Origin of the sequence: Streptomyces sp. NPDC086787 (assembly GCF_044745865.1) — a bacterium.
Lineage (GTDB): Bacteria > Actinomycetota > Actinomycetes > Streptomycetales > Streptomycetaceae > Streptomyces.
Genome location: NZ_JBIVBC010000001.1, coordinates 149713 through 166747, shown reverse-complemented (window position 1 = coordinate 166747; position 17035 = coordinate 149713). Strand labels below are relative to the sequence as shown.

19 protein-coding genes are annotated in these 17035 nt (G+C 72.2%); 5 read left to right on the top strand and 14 right to left on the bottom strand.

All coding sequences use genetic code 11. The annotated features are described in order from the left end of the window. Positions 1 to 25: 25 nt before the first annotated feature. From ACIPK3_RS00750 to ACIPK3_RS00715, 8 genes are all read right to left on the bottom strand, one after another. Entirely contained in the window at positions 26 to 1081 is a 1056-nt protein-coding gene (locus tag ACIPK3_RS00750) for a 2-aminoethylphosphonate ABC transporter substrate-binding protein (protein ID WP_402565334.1), read from the bottom strand. Between the two features lie 72 nt (positions 1082 to 1153). Then, positions 1154 to 1951: an ABC transporter permease gene (locus ACIPK3_RS00745; protein WP_402565332.1), complete on the bottom strand. Its 798-nt coding sequence runs from the start codon at positions 1949 to 1951 to the stop codon at positions 1154 to 1156. Continuing rightward, the gene (locus ACIPK3_RS00740) at positions 1938 to 2741 is read right to left on the bottom strand and encodes a 2-aminoethylphosphonate ABC transporter permease subunit (RefSeq protein WP_402565330.1); all 804 of its coding nucleotides are present in this window, start codon (positions 2739 to 2741) and stop codon (positions 1938 to 1940) included. Before ACIPK3_RS00740 ends, ACIPK3_RS00745 begins: the two co-directional genes overlap by 14 nt. After that, positions 2731 to 3789 (bottom strand): ABC transporter ATP-binding protein, encoded by a 1059-nt coding sequence (locus tag ACIPK3_RS00735; protein WP_402565328.1) that lies wholly within the window; start codon positions 3787 to 3789, stop codon positions 2731 to 2733. Before ACIPK3_RS00735 ends, ACIPK3_RS00740 begins: the two co-directional genes overlap by 11 nt. Then, positions 3786 to 4490, bottom strand: a complete 705-nt coding sequence (locus tag ACIPK3_RS00730; RefSeq protein WP_402565327.1) for a phosphonatase-like hydrolase — start codon at positions 4488 to 4490, stop codon at positions 3786 to 3788. Before ACIPK3_RS00730 ends, ACIPK3_RS00735 begins: the two co-directional genes overlap by 4 nt. A gap of 5 nt (positions 4491 to 4495) precedes the next feature. Next, on the bottom strand, positions 4496 to 5620 hold the full coding sequence (locus ACIPK3_RS00725; RefSeq protein WP_402565325.1) for a TIGR03364 family FAD-dependent oxidoreductase: 1125 nt from the start codon (positions 5618 to 5620) through the stop codon (positions 4496 to 4498). A 159-nt stretch (positions 5621 to 5779) separates the two neighbouring features. Next, on the bottom strand, positions 5780 to 6535 hold the full coding sequence (locus tag ACIPK3_RS00720; protein WP_402565323.1) for a GntR family transcriptional regulator: 756 nt from the start codon (positions 6533 to 6535) through the stop codon (positions 5780 to 5782). Positions 6536 to 6590: 55 nt separating this feature from the next. Beyond that, positions 6591 to 7484, bottom strand: coding sequence for a hypothetical protein (locus ACIPK3_RS00715; protein WP_402565321.1), 894 nt, complete (start codon positions 7482 to 7484; stop codon positions 6591 to 6593). Between the two features lie 213 nt (positions 7485 to 7697). Between ACIPK3_RS00715 and ACIPK3_RS00710 the strand changes: the two genes are divergently transcribed. Further along, positions 7698 to 8093: a nuclear transport factor 2 family protein gene (locus tag ACIPK3_RS00710; RefSeq protein ID WP_402565319.1), complete on the top strand. Its 396-nt coding sequence runs from the start codon at positions 7698 to 7700 to the stop codon at positions 8091 to 8093. A gap of 45 nt (positions 8094 to 8138) precedes the next feature. Here the strand turns inward: ACIPK3_RS00710 and ACIPK3_RS00705 are convergent, their stop codons facing one another. Beyond that, positions 8139 to 9245 (bottom strand): ROK family protein, encoded by a 1107-nt coding sequence (locus tag ACIPK3_RS00705; protein WP_402565317.1) that lies wholly within the window; start codon positions 9243 to 9245, stop codon positions 8139 to 8141. A 56-nt stretch (positions 9246 to 9301) separates the two neighbouring features. Between ACIPK3_RS00705 and ACIPK3_RS00700 the strand changes: the two genes are divergently transcribed. The 3 genes from ACIPK3_RS00700 (at position 9302) to ACIPK3_RS00690 (ending at position 11920) form a co-directional block, all read left to right on the top strand. Beyond that, complete coding sequence (locus ACIPK3_RS00700) at positions 9302 to 10372, top strand: Gfo/Idh/MocA family oxidoreductase (protein ID WP_402565316.1); 1071 nt, start codon at positions 9302 to 9304, stop codon at positions 10370 to 10372. Next, the gene (locus tag ACIPK3_RS00695; RefSeq protein WP_402565314.1) at positions 10369 to 10854 is read left to right on the top strand and encodes a heme-degrading domain-containing protein; all 486 of its coding nucleotides are present in this window, start codon (positions 10369 to 10371) and stop codon (positions 10852 to 10854) included. The genes ACIPK3_RS00700 and ACIPK3_RS00695 overlap by 4 nt, the downstream gene beginning before the upstream one ends. A gap of 196 nt (positions 10855 to 11050) precedes the next feature. Beyond that, positions 11051 to 11920 (top strand): LLM class F420-dependent oxidoreductase, encoded by an 870-nt coding sequence (locus ACIPK3_RS00690; RefSeq protein ID WP_402565312.1) that lies wholly within the window; start codon positions 11051 to 11053, stop codon positions 11918 to 11920. 16 nt (positions 11921 to 11936) lie between these two features. On the opposite strand, the gene ACIPK3_RS00685 is transcribed toward ACIPK3_RS00690, so the two are convergent. From ACIPK3_RS00685 to ACIPK3_RS00670, 4 genes are all read right to left on the bottom strand, one after another. Further along, positions 11937 to 12794 carry a fumarylacetoacetate hydrolase family protein gene (locus ACIPK3_RS00685; RefSeq protein ID WP_402565311.1) on the bottom strand — a complete coding sequence of 286 codons (858 nt, stop codon included), beginning with the start codon at positions 12792 to 12794 and terminating at the stop codon, positions 11937 to 11939. A 158-nt stretch (positions 12795 to 12952) separates the two neighbouring features. Further along, complete coding sequence (locus ACIPK3_RS00680; protein ID WP_402565309.1) at positions 12953 to 13672, bottom strand: YidC/Oxa1 family membrane protein insertase; 720 nt, start codon at positions 13670 to 13672, stop codon at positions 12953 to 12955. A gap of 110 nt (positions 13673 to 13782) precedes the next feature. After that, entirely contained in the window at positions 13783 to 14094 is a 312-nt protein-coding gene (locus ACIPK3_RS00675; protein WP_402565307.1) for a DUF6412 domain-containing protein, read from the bottom strand. A gap of 62 nt (positions 14095 to 14156) precedes the next feature. After that, a complete protein-coding gene (locus ACIPK3_RS00670) occupies positions 14157 to 14684 on the bottom strand; it encodes a winged helix-turn-helix transcriptional regulator (RefSeq protein ID WP_402565305.1) in 528 nt (175 codons plus the stop codon). 68 nt (positions 14685 to 14752) lie between these two features. Here ACIPK3_RS00670 and ACIPK3_RS00665 point away from each other — a divergent pair, with 68 nt between their 5' ends. After that, entirely contained in the window at positions 14753 to 16153 is a 1401-nt protein-coding gene (locus ACIPK3_RS00665) for an MFS transporter (protein WP_402565303.1), read from the top strand. Positions 16154 to 16218: 65 nt separating this feature from the next. On the opposite strand, the gene ACIPK3_RS00660 is transcribed toward ACIPK3_RS00665, so the two are convergent. Then, positions 16219 to 17013, bottom strand: coding sequence for a class E sortase (locus ACIPK3_RS00660; RefSeq protein ID WP_402565301.1), 795 nt, complete (start codon positions 17011 to 17013; stop codon positions 16219 to 16221). Between the last annotated feature and the right edge of the window lie 22 nt (positions 17014 to 17035).

Genomic DNA, 17035 nt, shown 5'->3' with positions numbered 1-17035 from the left:
TACGCGGGGAAGGTGCGGGCGGCGGTCAGCTGCCGGTGGCGGACTTCCAGTCGTCGACGTACTTCGTGAGGTTCTTGTCGACGTCGTTCCAGTCCGGCTGGAAGATCTCCACGCCGTCCATCAGCTTGGTGAGCGCGATGGCGTTGGCGTCGACGGCCTTGACGTCGGAGCGGGCGCTGAAGCCGCCGCCGATCTCGCTGACCTGCTGCTGGGCCTTCTGGCCGAGCATGAAGTCGAGCAGCTTCCTGCCGTTCTCGCTGTGCGGGGCCTTGGTGACCAGGCCGGCCGCGTAGGGCAGCGCGAACGTGGTGGGCTTGCCGCCCTGCTTCGCCGGGAACCAGATGCCGAGGTTGGGCATGGTCTTGGACTGGGCGAAGTTCATCTGCACATCGCCGTTGGCGACCAGCAGTTCGCCCTTGTCGACCTTCGGGGCGAGCTTGCCGGTGGACGCGGACGGGCCGACGTTGTTGTCCTGGAGCTTCTTCAGGTAGGCGAGGGCGGCGTCCTTGCCGCCGAAGTCGTGCAGCGCCTTGATCAGGACGGCTGTTCCGTCACCGGCGACACCCGGGGTGGAGTACTGGAGCTTGTTCTTGTACCTGCCGTCGAGCAGTTCGTCCCAGGTGGTGGGGGCCTGCTTCAGTTCCTTCTTGTTGTAGACGAAGCCGAAGTAGTTGTTGACGACGGAGGTCCAGGTGCCGTCCGCGGCCTTGTCGCCGCCGCTGACCTGCGCGGAGTCCTTCGGCTCGTACTTCTCCAGCAGCCCCTTGCTGTCGGCCTGCTGGATGAACGGCGGGAGGGTGACCAGCACGTCGGCCTGCGGGTTGCTCTTCTCACGGACGGCGCGCTGCACCATCTCGCCGGAGCCGCCCTCGACGTACTTGACCTTGATGCCGGTCTGCTTCTCGAAGTCCTTGAAGACCTGGTCGTACCAGCCGTCGCCGTTCTCCCCCTTGAGGCCGTCGGCGCTGTAGACGGTGACCACCTTGTCGTCGGAGGCGGCGGAGGAGCCGCCGCAGGCGGACAGCGCCGGGGTGGCGACGAGCGCGACGGCGATGGCGAGCTTGAGGCTGCTTCTGGGCATGGCGAGGTCAACTCCTTGCGGTGAAAGGGGTTTTGATGGAAGAGAGGTGTTGCAGGGGGTGGGGTTCGCGGGTCAGCGGTAGGAGGCTTTGGTGCGGACCCGGGAGACGGCGAACAGGACGAGCAGTGTCGCCGCCATGAGGACCACGGCGACGGCGGAGCCGGTGAACAGAGCGCCGCGGTCGGTGGCCGCGTAGATCAGGACGGGCAGGGGGGTCCAGTCTGGCGGGTAGAGCATCATCGTGGCGCTCAACTCGCCCATGGAGAGGGCGAAGCAGAGGCCGGCCGCGGCGGTGAGCGAGGGCAGCAGCAGCGGCAGCCGCACCCGCCGCAGCACGTATCCGGGGCGGGCGCCGAGCGAGGCGGCGGCCTGCTCGTACGCCGGGTCGAGCCGGGTGACCGCAGCCGAGACCGACTGGTGGGCGAAGGCGGTGACCAGCACGGTGTGGGCGAGGATCACGATCCACCGGGTGCCGTTGAGCAGCATCGGCGGCTTGGAGAAGGCCACCAGGACCGACAGTCCGACCACCACCGACGGCACGGCGATCGGCAGCACGAACAGGGCGTCCAGGAACCGGCGCCCGCGTTTCCGCAGGGCGGCCCCCGCCAGCGCGGCCCAGGTGCCGACGACCAGCGCCAGCAGACTCGCGGTGAGCGCGGTGAGCAGGCTGGTGGTGAGCGCCTGGAGGGCCTCGCCTCGGGTGGCGGACCGGTAGTTGGCGATGGTCGGGTCGGAGGGCAGGACGCCGGACCAGTGCGTGGCGAACGAGGCGCCGAACACGACCAGGAGGGGAAGGGCGAAGAGAGGAAGGAAGAGGATCAGAAACACGGTCCACACGGCCCACCTGGCCTTGCGGCTATGCACCAGCACGACGGCTCACCACCCGGTAGAGGCTGTACAGCCCCACGGAGATCAGGACGTTGACGACGGCGACCACACACGCGCCCGGATAGTCGGACTCCAGGATCGCCTTGCTGTAGACGAGCATCGGCAGGGTGGTGACCCCTTTCGCGCCGGTGAACAGCACGATCCCGAACTCGTTGAGACACAGCACCAGGACCAGGCTTCCGCCGGCCGCGAGCGCGGGCAGCGCCTCCGGCAGGATCACCCGCCGCACGATGCGCGGAGCGCGGGCGCCGAGCGAACTGGCCGCCTCCAGCTGGGCGGTGTCCAGCTGCGAGAAGGCGGCGAGCAGCGGCCGTATCACGAACGGCGTGAAGTAGGTGACCTCCGCGAGCAGCACGCCCCACGGTGTGGTCAGGAACTGGAAGGAGCCGACGATGCCCGTGGTGCCGTAGATGAACAGCAGCGCCAGCGTGATGAGGAAGGACGGGAAGGACAGGTACACGTCGATGAAGCGGGCGACCGCCTTCGCCCCCGGGAACGGCACGAAGGCGATGACCAGCGCCAGCAGGAACCCGAGGACCAGGCACCCGGCCGTCGAGGCCAGAGCCAGCCACACCGTGGTCCACAGCGCGTGCCGGAAGGACTGCGAGGCGAAGACGTCCGTGTACGGCTGGAGGGAGGTCCCGCCGGTGTCGGGGTGCACGGACTGCTGGACGACCAGGGCGAGCGGGTAGAGGAAGAAGAGGGCGAGGAGCGCGGTGGGCGGCAGGGCCCAGAGGAGTCTCCTCAGCTGCTGGGGACGGTCACCGGTCATCGCCGACCACCCCTGCGGGCAGCAGCACCGCGTCGTCCGGGGCGAAGTGCAGCACCACCGGATCCCCGAGTCCGGGCGGGTTCCTCAGCTCACGCAGATCCGCCAGCACCGTGTGCCCGCCGACCTCGACGTACAGCCGGTGGGTGGCTCCCCGCCACTGGATCTCGCGTATGACACCGGTGAGCTGGTTGGGGCCCGGTCCCAGACCGATCAGGTGCGGCCGGACGCACAGCGTGGCCCGCGCCCCGGCTACCGCGCCGCCCGTGTCGACCTTCACCTCCGCCCCCGCGAGGGAGACGCTGCCTGCTCCCACGGTGACCGGCACCAGGTTCGCCCCGCCCACGAAGGACGCCGTGAACTCGTCGGAGGGCGCCCGGTACAGCTCCCTCGGTGTCCCGCACGCACGCAGCCTCGCCCTGTCCATCACCGCGATCCGGTCGGCCAGGGTCAGCGCCTCGACCTGGTCGTGGGTGACGTACAGGATCGACACGTCGGGCAGCTCGCGGTGCAGTCTGGCGAGTTCGGTGAGCATCCCGGACCGCAGCTGGGCGTCGAGGGCGGACAGCGGCTCGTCGAGCAGGAGCACGTCCGGCCGGATGGCGAGCGCGCGGGCGATGGCGACGCGCTGCTGCTGGCCGCCGGACAGCTCGCGGGGGTGGCGGCGGGCGTAGGCCGCCATCCCCGTCATCTCCAGTGCGTCGGCGACCCGTTGGCGGATCTCCGCCTTGGGTGTCCTGCGGGCCTTGAGCCCGAAGGCCACGTTGGCGTCGACCCGCATGTGCGGGAAGAGCGCGTACTGCTGGACGACCATGCCGATGCCCCGCCGGTACGGCGGCAGGTCGGTCACGTCCCGGTCGCCGAGGAACACCCGCCCAGAGGCGGGCCGTACGAATCCGGCGACCGCCCGCAGCGCGGTGGTCTTGCCGGAGCCGGACGGCCCGAGCAGCGCCATCACCTCGCCGGTCCCGACGGTGAGGTCGAGGGAGTCGAGGACGACGTTGCCGTCGTAGGCGACCGTGACGGAGTCGAACCGGATGCCGCCGCTCATGCGAGCAGGTCCGGCAACTGGGCCACGGAGTCCAGTACCCGGCCCGCCCCGGCGGTGCGCAGCGCGTCCGCGTCGTGCGCCCCGGTCAGCACACCGGCGACCAGGCCAGCGCCGGCGCGGACGCCGCTGAGCATGTCGTACGAGGTGTCGCCCACGACGGCGATCTGCCGTACGTCGTCGGCGGCCGCCGTACGCAGGAACGCGGTGAGGACCATGTCGGGGTACGGGCGTCCCCGGCCTCCGGCGTCGGCGGGGCACAGGGTGAGCGGCACCAGGTCCTGCCAGCCGAGCGCGGCCAGGATCGCGTCCTGCGTGGTGCGGGCGAAGCCGGTGGTCAGCACGACCGCGAGGCCCCGCCCCCGGAGTTCCTCGATGGTCTCGCGGGCGCCGGGCAGGGCCTCGACCCTGCCGCCGTCGACCAGTTCCGCGTACGCCGCCTCGAAGGCCTTGTTGGCCGCCTGGGCCTTCGTCTCCTCCCCGAACAGGTGCCGGAAGACGGAGATCTTGGACTCGCCCATGGTGGCGCGGACGTAGTCGAGCATCCCGTCGGGTTCGGCGCCGAGGTGCCGCGCGGCCGCCGCGAAGGCCTCCTCGACCAGGCCGCCGTCGGCCACGGTGGTACCGGCCATGTCCAGGACGACCAGCCGGATGCCGGTGCCGACGTCGGTGTTGTCGTTGGTGTGGTCGTTCTGTGTGGTCAACTCTCTCACCAGCCCAGTTCGTTCGCGGTCTGCTCGGCTATCGCGGGCGAGCAGGTCATGCCGCGCCCACCGGGCCCGGTGACCAGCCACGCGCTGTCGCGCACCTGCTGCCGGTGCACGACCCGGCTGGTGTCGGTGCACTGCGCGTACACCCCGGCCCAGCGGCGCCGGATCTTCGGCAGCGGACGGCCCAGGAGGGACTCGACCACCGTGGTGAGGTGGTCGTAGGGGTCCTCAAGGGTGTCGAACGCGAAGGGGTGTTCGTACTCGTGGGTGTCGCCGATGGTCAGTCCGCCGTCGGCACGCTGCACCATGAGCAGCTGCATACGGTGCTCGGCGGCGGTCCGCGGCTGCGGCCGGCGGGCGTTGAGCTCGTCCAGCGCGGCGGAGGCGTACGCGGGGTAGTAGCGGAAGCTGTCGGCGTCCGCGACCGAGGTGGGCAGCGGCTCGCCGAGCGGGTCGGTCTGCATCATCTGGAGCCGCACCCGGCGCACCGGCAGTCCGGGACCGGCCAGTTCGCGGACCAGACCGCCGAGCCAGGCACCCGTGCACAGGACGACCACGTCGCCGCGGTGCATGTCGCCGTGGTCGTCGCGGACCGCTCCCTCACCGACGACCTCGCGGACCTCGCGACCCGGCAGGAAGGTGTAGCCCGGGGACTTCAGCAGTTCGGCGCGCAGGGCGAGCTGGGCGATGCGCGGTTCGACGGCGGCGTCCCGCTCGCAGTGGAGGGCCGCGTCGAAGGCACCGCGCAGCGCGGGGTTGACGGACCTCGCCTCGTCGGCGGTGAGCAGCTTGTAGCCCCGGGCGGCGGCGTCCTCACGGGCCACCGCGGCCTCGGCGACGGCCAGTTCCAGCTCACCGCGGACGGGGGTGAGGGAGCCGTTGGGCCGGAAGCCCAGGGCGGGGACCCGGCCGCCCATCTCCTCCCACAGCTCTCTCGCCCGCAGGGCGGTGTCCAGTTCCGCCCCGCCCGCGCGGCCGCTGACCCAGATCTGCCCGAAGTTGCGCAACGAGGCGCCGCGGGCCTCGGCCTCACGCTCGATCTGTACGACCTCGTGGCCGCGTTCCACTGCTTGCCAGGCGTGCATGGTGCCCACCACGCCGGCTCCGACGACTATCACTCTCACGCCCCACACGCTCCTCGTGGCCGGGTAACCGGAAAGGACCGGACGACAACGAGAGCGTGAACGACCCATCACGTTTGGGCTAGACCCGTTATCTTTTTGTGATATCCCCGAGTCGGGAAACGCGCATTCTCGGCCATATCAGGCCGTGCCCGACCGTCCTCAGCCGCTCAGGTGCGCGCTGAACGAGAACCGGTCACCCCGGTACAGGCCCCGCACCCGCTCCAGGGGACGGCCCTCGGTGTCCCTCGACACCCGGTGGATCAGCAGCATCGGCAGCGCCGGCGGGGTCCCTACGAGCAGCGCCTCGCGCGGGGTGGCGAGCACGGTCTCGATGCGCTCGTCGGCGTCGCCGAAGCCGATGCCCTGGGCGTCCAGGTAGAGGTAGAACGACGAGTCCGGATCGAACTCGGTGTCCAGGCGCGGCACCCGGGCGACCGCGACATAGGTGCTCTCCAGGCCGACCCGCTCCTCGTCGGCGAGCAGCACCCGCTCCAGGTGCCAGACGGGTTCACCGGGATCGAGGCCGATCTCGGCGGCGAGGGCGGGCGAACACGGGAAGCGGTCGAGGGAGACGAGCGTACGACCGGGGGTACGGCCCTGCCGCCGTACGCCCTCGGTGTAGCTGGCGAGGGACAGCGGCTGCTCCAGCTTGGGCCCGGCCACGACCGTGCCGCGCCCCTGCCGCCTGAGCCGTCCCTCCAGCACCAGCTCGCGGACCGCCTGCCGCACGGTCTCGCGGGCGACGTCGTACCGCTCGGCGAGATCGCGCTCGGTGGGGATGGTGCTGCCGTGCCCCAACTCCTCCAGCAGCCCGGCGATCCGTGTCTTCACCGCGTAGTACTTGGGGATGCGCCCGTGCTCGGGGATTCCGGAGCGGACTGGGGCGCCGGGGGCTTGATCGTTCGGGTATTCCACGCAGGGATCGTCGCAGACGGAGCGACCGGGCCGGGTGGCGGATCCGGTGAGTTCCTCAGCGGCAGCGGCGTGCCCGGGCAAGGAGGAAGACTCCCGCGCCGACGAGCGCCAGCAGGGTGACGGCCGCGATGATCACGGGCGCGGAGCCGAGGCCGGTGCCCGCGAGTTCCCCGAACGCGGGTGCGTCGCGGTCGCCCGCCTCGAAGACGTCGCCGTCGGGATCGCGGGTCGCGCCGGCCGAGGGCAGTCCGGTGCCGGGGGACGCGGAGCCGGACGCGGAGGCGGAGATGGAGGGCGCGCCGGAGGGGGCTCCGGGAGTGGCGGGAGTGGAGGGCGTGGCCTTGGGCGCCGCGCTGGGGCGGGGCAGGTCTCCTCCGTCGCCGCCCTCCCCCGCGATCCCGAACCGGTAGTCGTTCGACTGGCCGATCCAGTCCCCGTCGTCGTTGTGCCGCTGCACGACGGCCGCGTTCGCGGTGACTTCGTTGGCCACGGCGTCGGAGGTGAGGGAGAGCCTCACCTTGACCGTGACGGTCTTGCCCGGAGCCACGCTGAACCCGGCGAAGCCGGTCCCGTCGAGGACGCCGACGAGCTCGTTCCGGTCGGTGCTCTCGAACCGTACGGGCCTGGCGAGCGAGCCGTCGTAGAAGTCCAGTTGGGGCTGCGACGCCTGGAGGGCCCGTTTGTCGTCCACCAGTACGACGACCGGGTGCAGGCCGGCGCAGGTGCGGCTGGTGGTGTTGGTGAGGTCGACGTACCAGACGCCGAAGCCGCCGCCCGCCTCGTAGGAGGCGGGTCCGCCGTGGATCCTGGTGGTGACCGGGAACGCCGGGTCGTCCGCGCCACCACAGCTCGGGTCGGCACTCGTGCGGGCGGCCGCCGAGGGGTCGGCGCCGGGGAAGAGTACGGCGGCCGCGGCAAGACAGAAGGACAAGGGCGTACGCAGTCGCATAAGCACATATCCATCCCGCCCGGACCGTCAAACACCCGTCGCCATCCCGGCCACCGCCCCCGAACGGCGCCGCGAATCCGCCCGATCGGCGCACTGCCGGGTACCAGGAGCACCAGGCACACGGCCCCGCCCACCGAGGTGCGCCGCCTAGGGTCGAGGGGCCGGACGAACACGGCCGAAACACTGATGAGACGCCGATGAGCAGGGAGAACCATGTCCACGAACGCCGCCGACCACCCCGCCCTCGCCGCCCGCTTCCTCACCGCCTTCCAGGCGCGGGACTGGGCCGCCCTGCGTGAGCTGCTGGCGGACGACATCACCTGGACCATGCCGGGAACCGGCACCATCTCGGGCACCGCCGACGGCGCCGACGCGGCCGTGGAGCGGGCTCGGCACATTGCGGGGCAGGGACTGCGCACCGAGCTGCTGCACGTGCTCGTCGGCGCGCGCGGCGCCGCCCTCTCCCTCCGCAACACCGCGGCCGCACCCGACGGTCGCGAGCTGGACGAACATCTCGCGACCGTACTGACGATGCGCGACGGCCGTATCACCGCGATCGACAGCTACCTGTCGGACGTCGACGGAATGAGCGCGTTCTTCACGACCTGACGGCCGCCCCCGGCTTCACGGCCTGACCGTCCCCGGACGCGGGCCTCAGCCGTCCGCCCGCCCGAACACCGGGGCGAGCATCAGCTGCGCGGCGCCCTCCGCGACCCCGCCGGAGGCCACCCGCACCGGCACCGCTCCGCCGAGGGCGCCCTCGCGACGGGCGCGTTCCGCGAGGACCTCGGTGACCCCGCGCACGAAGACCTCCGGCGCCGCGGCCACCGTACGGCCGCCCAGCAGCACGAGGTCGATGTCGAGCAGCCCGACCAGGTTCGCCGCGCCCGCGCCGAGCACCCTTGCCGCCTCCCCGGGCTCACCCCGCCCGACGGCGGCCAGACACAGCGCCTCGATGCACCCGCGCCCGCCGCACCCGCACACCGGTCCGTCGAGCTGGATGACCTGGTGCCCGAACTCCCCCGCGCCGGTGCGCGCGCCCCGGTGCACGTTCCCGTCGATCACGAGACCGGCCCCGAGCCCCGTACCGAGGTGCAGATACGCGAACGAGCCGTGCTCACCCCCGACGGCGAGCCCGAGCGCGGCCGCGTTGGTGTCCTTGTCCACCACGACCGGCAGTCCGAGCCGCCCGGCGAGCGCGTCCCGCAGCGGAAAGCCGTCCCACTCCGGGAATCCGGTGACCCGGTGCAGCACACCGTTCGCGTGGTCCAGCGGACCGGGCAGTGCGGCACCGAGACCGAGCAGACCGCCGGACGCCAGCCCCTCGACCTGTCGTTCGACCTGCCGTGCCGCCGCCTCGACGACCGCCGCGGCCCCGGCCCCCAGGTCCAGGGGGCCGCGGGTCTCGGCCACCACCTCTCCGGTGAGGTCGCAGAGCACCGTCCGCAGCTCGTCCCGGTCGAGCTGCACCCCGACCGCGTGTCCCGCCTCCGGCACCAGCCGCAGCACGGTCCGCGGTTTGCCCCCGGTGGACGCGCGCCGGCCCGCCTCCGCCACGAAGCCCTCCGCCCGGAGCCGCCCGGTGATCTTGCTGACGGCCTGCGGGGTCAGCCCGGTCCGCTCGGCGAGTTCGAGCCGGCTGATGCCCTGCGGACCGGCCGTGCGCAGCAGGTCCAGCACCAGCGCGGTGTTGTGACTGCGCACGGCGAGCAGATTGGCACCCGCCGGCCCGCCGTCCGGGGTACTCCTCGTCCTGTTCACGCCACCATTCTCCTCACCACTTGCACTTTGGCAACAGCGTTGCGAAAGTGGGGGGCATGAGTGCTGGCACCCCCTTCCGCGTGGGCCTGATCGGCTACGGCCTCGCGGGCTCCGTCTTCCACGCCCCGTTGATCACCGCCGCCGAGGGCCTCGCCCTGGACACGGTGGTGACCTCGAACCCCGAGCGGCAGGAGCAGGCGCGCGCCGAGTTCCCCGGCGTCCGGCTCGCCGCCACCCCGGACGAGCTGTTCGACCGCGCCGACGAGCTGGACCTGGTCGTCATCGCGTCCCCGAACCGGACGCACGTCCCGCTCGCCACCGCCGCCCTGAAGGCGGGCCTCCCGGCCGTGGTCGACAAGCCGGTCGCCGGTACGGCGGCCGAGGCCCGTGCTCTCGCGGCGCTCGCCGAGGAGCGCGGCCTGCTGCTTTCGGTCTTCCAGAACCGCCGCTGGGACAACGACTTCCTGACCCTGCGCGCGCTGATCGCCGACGGCGAGCTGGGCGACGTATGGCGGTTCGAGTCCCGTTTCGAGCGGTGGCGGCCGCAGCCCAAGGGCGGCTGGCGCGAGTCCGGCGACCCGGCGGACATCGGCGGCCTGCTGTACGACCTCGGCAGCCATGTGGTCGACCAGGCCCTGGTCCTCTTCGGCCCCGCCACCCAGGTCTACGCGGAGGCCGACGTCCGCCGTCCCGGCGCCGAGACCGACGACGACACCTTCATCGCCGTGACCCACGCGAGCGGCGTCCGCTCCCATCTGTACGTCTCCGCGACGGCCGCCCAGCTCGGACCGCGCTTCCGGGTGCTCGGTTCACGCGCCGGCTATGTGAAGTACGGCCTGGACCCGCAGGAGGCCGACCTGCGCGAGGGGCTGCGGCCCGGCCCGCGGTGGGGCGCGGAGCCCGAGCCGCTGTGGGGCCGCCTCGGCTCCGGGGAGTCCCCGCTCACCGGCGGCGGCGAGCCCGTGCCGACCCGTCCCGGCGACTACCCCGCCTACTACACGGCCGTGGCCGCGGCCCTCACCGGCGCCGGCCCCAACCCGGTGACCGCACTGGAGGCGGCCGCGGCGCTCGACGTACTGGAGGCGGCCCGGCGTTCCGCCCGCGACGCGGTGGCGGTGACGCTGTGACGCCCCGGTTCGCCCCCGAGGTCACCCTGTCCGTGGAGGAGCTGGAGGCACAGGAACGGCGCCTGGTCTTCCGGCAGTTCACCCACGACGACGCCTGGGCCCTCGGTTCGCTCCTCGTCGAGCTGGCCAGGGAGCGCCAGGCGCCGGTGGCCATCGACATCCACCGCGCCGGCCAGCAGCTCTTCCACGCCGCGCTGCCCGGTTCCACCCCGGACAACGACGCCTGGATCGGCCGCAAGCGCCGCGTGGTGGAGCGCTACGGCGCCTCCTCCTACCTCGTCGGCGCCCGCTGCCGCGCCAAGGGCACCACGTTCGAGGAGTCGTCCCGCCTGGACCCCGACGTGTACGCGGCGCACGGCGGCTCCTTCCCGGTGCACGTGGCGAACGTGGGTGTCATCGGCACGGTCACCGTCTCCGGCCTGCCCCAGATCCAGGACCACCGTCTCGTGGTGGAGGCGTTGGAGCGGTTCCTGCGCGTCTAGGGTCTGGCGTTTGGATCACGCCGCGGACACGGGGTCCGGCACGCACACCCCCGCCGACAACGCACCGCCGGCATCCTGCGACCTGATCCACGACAGACCCTAGGTGCCGTCGACCCCGGCGGGATTAAATCCGAGGCCCCCTCCGGTTGGAACCGACCAGTTGATCATCCGCCTGGCACCGGAGGGAACGGAACCGATGAGCGGCACCCTGAAGGAGAAGGTCGGCCGGTACGGCGTCTGGAGTGTCGGGCTCCGCTCGGAGGACCCGGCATGCCGTACCGAAGTCGCCGAAGCGGCAGCCGAGTTGGAGGAACTCGGCTACGGCGCAGCCTGGTTGGGCGGCAGCAGCACCGCCCGGCATGCCGCACCCGTGCTGGAGGCCACCTCCCGGCTCGCCGTCGGGACCAGCATCCAGAGCATCTGGCAGTACGACGCCGAGGCGAGCGCCGGCGCGTTCGCGGAGCTGGAGGGGGCCCACCCCGGCCGATTCGTGCTCGGCCTCGGGGTGAGCCACGCCCAGCGTGCCGAGCAGTACCGCCGCCCCTACTCGGCCCTGGTCTCCTACCTCGACGCACTGGACGCGGCCGAAGTCCCCGCCGGACGCCGGGTGCTGGCGGCCCTCGGTCCGAAGAACCTGGAGCTGAGCCGTGACCGGGCGGCGGGCGCGATCCCGTACCTGGTCACCCCGGAGCACACCGCCGAGGCCCGCGAGATCCTCGGCGAAGACCCGCTGCTGGCGCCCGAGTTGACGGTCGTCCTGGAGACCGACCCGGCCCGCGCCCGCGCACGGGCCCGCGAGAGCCTCGCCATGTATCTCGCGCTCCCCAACTACACCAACAGCTTCCTCCGCCTGGGCTTCACGGAGGACGACCTGACCGACGGCGGCAGCGACCGCCTGATCGACGCCCTGTACGCGTGGGGCGACGAGGACCGGATCGGCAGGCGCACGGCCGCCTTCTTCGAGGCGGGCGCGGACCATGTGGCCCTCCAGGTGGTCGACGACGGCCCGCGGGACGGCCTGCCGCGGGAGGCGTGGCGCAGGCTGGCCGGGCTGATCGCCGGCTGAGCGGACCCGCCGACGGTCAGGCCTGCCCGAACACCTGCCGCTGCCGCCCGAGGCCCTCGACCTCCAACTCCACGACGTCCCCGGCCCGAAGGTACGGCTTCGGGTCGGGCCGCCCGAGCGCGACCCCCGACGGCGTACCGGTGTTGATGACGTCACCCGGGTAGAGGGTCATGAACCGGCTGACGTACCGCACGACTTCCCCCACCGGGAAGATCTGCTCGGCGGTCGTCCCGTCCTGCTTCAGCTCCCCGTTGACCCACAGCCGCAGCGGCAGGGCCTGGGGTTCGGGCACCTCGTCGGCGGTCACCAGCCATGGCCCGAGCGGGTTGAACGTCTCGCAGTTCTTGCCCTTGTCCCAGGTCCCGCCCCGCTCGTTCTGGAACTCCCGCTCGGAGACGTCGTGCGCCACCGTGTACCCCGCGACATGCGCGAGCGCGGCCTCGGCCGACTCCAGGCAGCGGGCGGTGCGCCCGATCACGACCGCCAACTCCACCTCCCAGTCGGTCTTCCGTGAGCCGCGCGGCACGAGCACGGTGTCGTACGGCCCGACGACCGTGTCCGGTGCCTTGAGGAAGACGACGGGCTCGGTGGGCGTCTCGGCTCCCGTTTCACGGGCGTGGTCGTGGTAGTTGAGCCCGATGCACACGATCTTCCCGATCCGGGCGAGCGGCGGCCCGACCCGATACCCCGCCGCGTCCAGCGCGGGCAGCGCACCGGACTCGGCCGCCGCCCGTACCCGCCCGAGCGCGGCACCGTCGGCGAGCAGCGTCCCGTCGATGTCGTCCACCACCCCCGACAGGTCCCGCAGGATCCCCTCGGTGTCGAGCAGCGCGGGACGCTCCGCTCCGGCCGTACCCACACGCAGCAGCTTCATGGTCACCATCTCCCTCGATCGCGACGCCCGGCCGATGGGTGCGGCCATCGGAGGGCTGGACGATCCTCCAAGGGGGAGGTCCGGTCGGCAATACCCGGTTCACGTACTGGACCGTAACCGGGCCGCGCCCGGGTGCTCGGCGCTGTCGGCGGCGATCCTCAGCGGTGGAGCACCGCCCGCTCCACCGCGCTCCAGGCCGTACTGGTGACGACGTACAGCGCCGCGGCCAGCGGCACCACGGCCACGGTGAAGAGGGTCAGGTACGACGAGAAGGGCATGAGCCTGCTGACGGCGGCGAGCCCGGGAACAGTCGCGTCGGCCGCCGACACCGGCATCGCGCCGCCCTCGTCGGCGGTCATCCGCTTCGTACGGCGGTAGCTGAACGTCGCGACGGCGCCGACGACGACGAACAGCACGAGGTACACGAGTCCCGCCTGTCCGAAGAGCCCGCCGTGGGCCAGTGCGTCGGCCCAACGCCCGCCGAGCGGCGCGGAGAACAGCTCGTGCGACAGCGGTCCGTCGCCCCCCACGCCGCCGTCCGTGCTGGAGAACAGGTGGTAGAGGAGAAAGAAGACAGGCATCTGGAGAAGGCTGGGCAGGCATCCGGACAGCGGCGCGACCTTGTGCTCCGCGTGCAGTTCCAGGATCGCCTTCCGGAGCCTCTCCGGATCCTTGGCGTGCTTCTTCCGCAGCTCGGCGACCTTGGGCTGGAGCGCGGCACGGGCGCGCTGCCCACGGGCGGCGGCCCGGGACAGCGGATGCACGAGCAGTCGTACGAACGCGGTGAACAGGACGATCGCGGCGGCGGCCGCGGAGGCGTGGAAGAGCGGCTGGAGCAGGTCGGCGAGCCGCTCTACCAGGTTGGCGAAAACGGACATGGGTGAGCCCTCCGTGGGTCTCGTCGTGCCGGAGCGAGTGATGCGTGACGCGGCATGACGACCCGCGCGGGGTCACGTGTGTGCGCTGTGGTGCGCGTGCGCTGTGTGCCCTACGCGGTGGTCGCCGGGAGGGCGTGTCCGGGTGCTCGGGGCCGCTGCCGCCCCGAGGCGTCGGGATCGCGTTGCGGCAGGAAGGCCGTACGGCGGTCGCGGTCACGGATGGCCGTGCGCACCCGGGTGCGCGGGACGACCGGCGCGCAGCGCGCGGCGATGACGGAGCAGACGGCGAGCGCGGCCGAGGCCGTGGCGGTCGCGGCCAGGGCGACGGTGGCGGAGAGGGTGCCGGTGTCGAGCAGAGCGACACTGAGCAGGAGAGGAAGCAGCACGGCGAAGGAACGCGCGCCGACCTGTCGGCGGATCATCGACTCCCCCTCCCCAACCGGCCCTGCACCGCAGCCTTTTGCACCGGTTGCACCGGAGCCATTTATACCGGATCGATCTCCAGCGGCTCCAGGAGCCGCCGGGGCCCCAGCAGCGCCCGGCTGATCGGATCGGCCGGGTCGGGGTCCAGTCCGGGGCCCGGCTCCATGAGGACGTCCGCGACCGGTACGACGGTTGCGCAGGCGGGGCATTCGCCGTACGGGCCGAGTTCGGTGCCGCAGTCGGCGTGGCGGAAGTAGCGCAGCCGGGGGCCGGAGAAGTGCTCGCGCCCCCACAGGCCGAGCGAGCGCAGCACCGGCCACAGGGTGATGCCCCGGTCGGTGATGACGTACTCGTCGCGCGGCGGCGACTCCTGGTACCGGCGCTTCTCCAGGATCCCCTGCTCGGTGAGCGTCTTCAGCCGGCCGGAGAGCACGGCGCGCGGGATGCCGAGGTGGACGAGGAAGTCGTTGTAGCGCCGGACGCCGTAGAGCGCGTCGCGGACGATCAGGAGCGTCCAGCGCTCGCCGACGATCTCCAGTGCCCGGGCGATCGAGCACTCCTGAGTCGCGTAGTCCTTGCCCAGTGCCATGGCGCCCACCTTAGCCACTTTCCGACGCTTGGGTTCAATCACCGAACCAACAGTGTTACGGTACACCCATGCCTAAGTTCAATGAACGCACCTTGGAGCGGACGAAGGCCGCCGCACCCGCGGCCACGACGGGGACGCCGCCGCACGCCCGGGCCACCCTCGCCCTGACCAGCGCCGCGACGGCGGTGGCACTGATGACGTACACAGCCCCGGCGGTCACGCTGCCGGACACCGCGGCGGCCCTGCACACCCCGCTCTCCGCGCAGGCGTGGCTGCTGAACGGCACACCCCTCGGCCTCGCCGCCCTGCTCCTGGTGGCCGGCAGCCTCGCCGACGACTACGGCCGCCGCCGCGTCTTCCTGTCCGGTGCCGTGGCGCTGGGCCTGACCACGGCCCTGGGCGGCCTGGCCACGTCGACCTGGGCCTTCACCCTGGCCCGTGTCGCGCAGGGCGCGGCGAGCGCGGCGATCCTGGCGAGCAGTCTGGGCCTGCTGGTGGCGGCCTTCCCGACCCCGCGCGGCCGACTGCACGCGACCGGCGTGTGGGGCGCCTTCGTGAGCGGCGGCATCGCGGTCGGCCCGCTGGTCGCCGCGTCACTGCCGAGCTGGCGGACGGCGTACCTCCTCCTGGGCGCGGCGACGCTGGTGGTGGCCGGACTTGGCGTGGGCCGGCTGCCGGAGTCCCGGGCACCGAGGGGCGGCCGGCCGGACACCGCCGGAGCCCTCACCTTCGGACTGGCACTGGTCGCGCTGGTCGCCGCGCTGACCCTGGGCCGGGACGGCTGGCTGCGGGCGCCGATCATGCTGCTGCTGGCCGCGTCGGTGCTGCTGTTCGGTGCGTTCGCGCTGGTGGAACGGCGAGTCCGCACCCCCATGATCGACCTGCGCCTGCTGCGCAGCCGCCGCTTCCTGGCATCCTCCGCGGGCGGCCTGTTCACCGGCCTGACGGTGATCGGCCTGTTCAGCTACGTCCCGGCCCTGATGCAGCGGACGCTGGGCCTGTCGCCCCTGGACACGGCGTGGCTGGTGCTGCTGTGGTCCGGCCTCTCCTTCGCGGTGGCCCTCCAGGCGAAGCGCCTGGCAGGCCGGGTGGCACCCCGCTGGCAGCTGGCGACGGGCTTCCTGCTGCACGCGGCGGGCGCGCTGACCATGCTGGGCGGCCTGGACGCGGGTTCCTGGACCCGCCTGCTGCCGGGCTTCGTCCTGGGCGGCATCGGTAGCGGCCTGCTGAACGCGGCCCTGCCCCTGCTTGCGGTCGAGTCGGTCCCGCTGGAGCGGGCGGCGATGGGATCGGGCGCCCAGCAGACCCTCCGCTACATCGGGTCCTGCGCGGGCGTGGCCCTGACCATCGCCCTCGCCACCTCCTCCTCCGGCGGCCTCGGCCAGGGCACGAACGTGGCGATCGTGGTGTCGGCGGCGCTGGCCGTGGTGGGTGCGGTGAGCGTGGTGGCGTTGCGGGAGCGGGCGTGACGGGAGACTCGCACAGGCACGGAGACACCCATGGGCACGGAGACTCCCGCAGGCGCGGAAAGCACCTACGCCCGAGGCCGCACGGAGGCCAGCTTCCCCCACACCACCAGCCGGTACTTGGACGTGAACTCCGGGGTGCAGGTGGTGAGGGTGAGGTAGTGGCCGGGGCTCCTGTACCCGTAGCCGGGTTTGACGAGCGATCGCGGCACGGCGCGTACGACCCCGGAGTCGCGTGACGAAGTCTGCGGCAGAACCTGGTCGACGACATACGTGTACGTCGCCGCCCCGGTCTCGACCTCGACGGTGTCCTTCACCCGCAGCCGAGGCAGGTACCGGAAGGGCTCGCCGTGGGTGTTCCGATGCCCCGCGACCGCGAAGTTACCGGCCTGGCCCGGCTGTTGGGTGCCGGGGTAATGACCGACGTACCCCTTGTTGAGAACGTCCCGCTTACCGACCCCCTCGGCGACCGGCACACGCAGCCCGAGACGCGGGACGACGAGGACGGCGTAGGCGCGGGAGGTACCGGGATCACCCTCGTACGACCGCGCCGAGCCGCCGACTCCCGTACGGGGCAGGGAAGACGAAGAGGAGGTCGAGGAAGAGGAGGAAGAAGAGCCCGAAGAATCAAGGCCCCCGGAAGCAGGGCTCCCGGAGGAACCGGAGCCACCGCCCCTCCACTTCCACTCCCGCTCCAGCGCCTCCACCTTTCGCTCGGCCCCCCGCCTGGCCTGCAAGTTGGTCCACCACAACTGGTGCACGACGAGCAGCAGGAGTACGACACCGACGGTGACGAGGACCTCACCCCCGGTCCACACCACCCGCAGCCGCCGGGCACGCCTCCGCCGAATACCGTGATGCACCACACGAACGCCGGAAGCGCGC

Coding starts and splice junctions, on each gene's coding strand:
- ACIPK3_RS00735 (WP_402565328.1), bottom strand. CDS start 3,789: ATGAGCGGCGGCATCCGGTTCGACTCCGTCACGGTCGCCTACGACGGC.
- ACIPK3_RS00670 (WP_402565305.1), bottom strand. CDS start 14,684: ATGGCACTGGGCAAGGACTACGCGACTCAGGAGTGCTCGATCGCCCGG.
- ACIPK3_RS00710 (WP_402565319.1), top strand. CDS start 7,698: ATGTCCACGAACGCCGCCGACCACCCCGCCCTCGCCGCCCGCTTCCTC.
- ACIPK3_RS00675 (WP_402565307.1), bottom strand. CDS start 14,094: ATGATCCGCCGACAGGTCGGCGCGCGTTCCTTCGCCGTGCTGCTTCCT.
- ACIPK3_RS00685 (WP_402565311.1), bottom strand. CDS start 12,794: ATGAAGCTGCTGCGTGTGGGTACGGCCGGAGCGGAGCGTCCCGCGCTG.
- ACIPK3_RS00750 (WP_402565334.1), bottom strand. CDS start 1,081: ATGCCCAGAAGCAGCCTCAAGCTCGCCATCGCCGTCGCGCTCGTCGCC.
- ACIPK3_RS00740 (WP_402565330.1), bottom strand. CDS start 2,741: ATGACCGGTGACCGTCCCCAGCAGCTGAGGAGACTCCTCTGGGCCCTG.
- ACIPK3_RS00665 (WP_402565303.1), top strand. CDS start 14,753: ATGCCTAAGTTCAATGAACGCACCTTGGAGCGGACGAAGGCCGCCGCA.
- ACIPK3_RS00690 (WP_402565312.1), top strand. CDS start 11,051: ATGAGCGGCACCCTGAAGGAGAAGGTCGGCCGGTACGGCGTCTGGAGT.
- ACIPK3_RS00715 (WP_402565321.1), bottom strand. CDS start 7,484: ATGCGACTGCGTACGCCCTTGTCCTTCTGTCTTGCCGCGGCCGCCGTA.
- ACIPK3_RS00680 (WP_402565309.1), bottom strand. CDS start 13,672: ATGTCCGTTTTCGCCAACCTGGTAGAGCGGCTCGCCGACCTGCTCCAG.
- ACIPK3_RS00700 (WP_402565316.1), top strand. CDS start 9,302: ATGAGTGCTGGCACCCCCTTCCGCGTGGGCCTGATCGGCTACGGCCTC.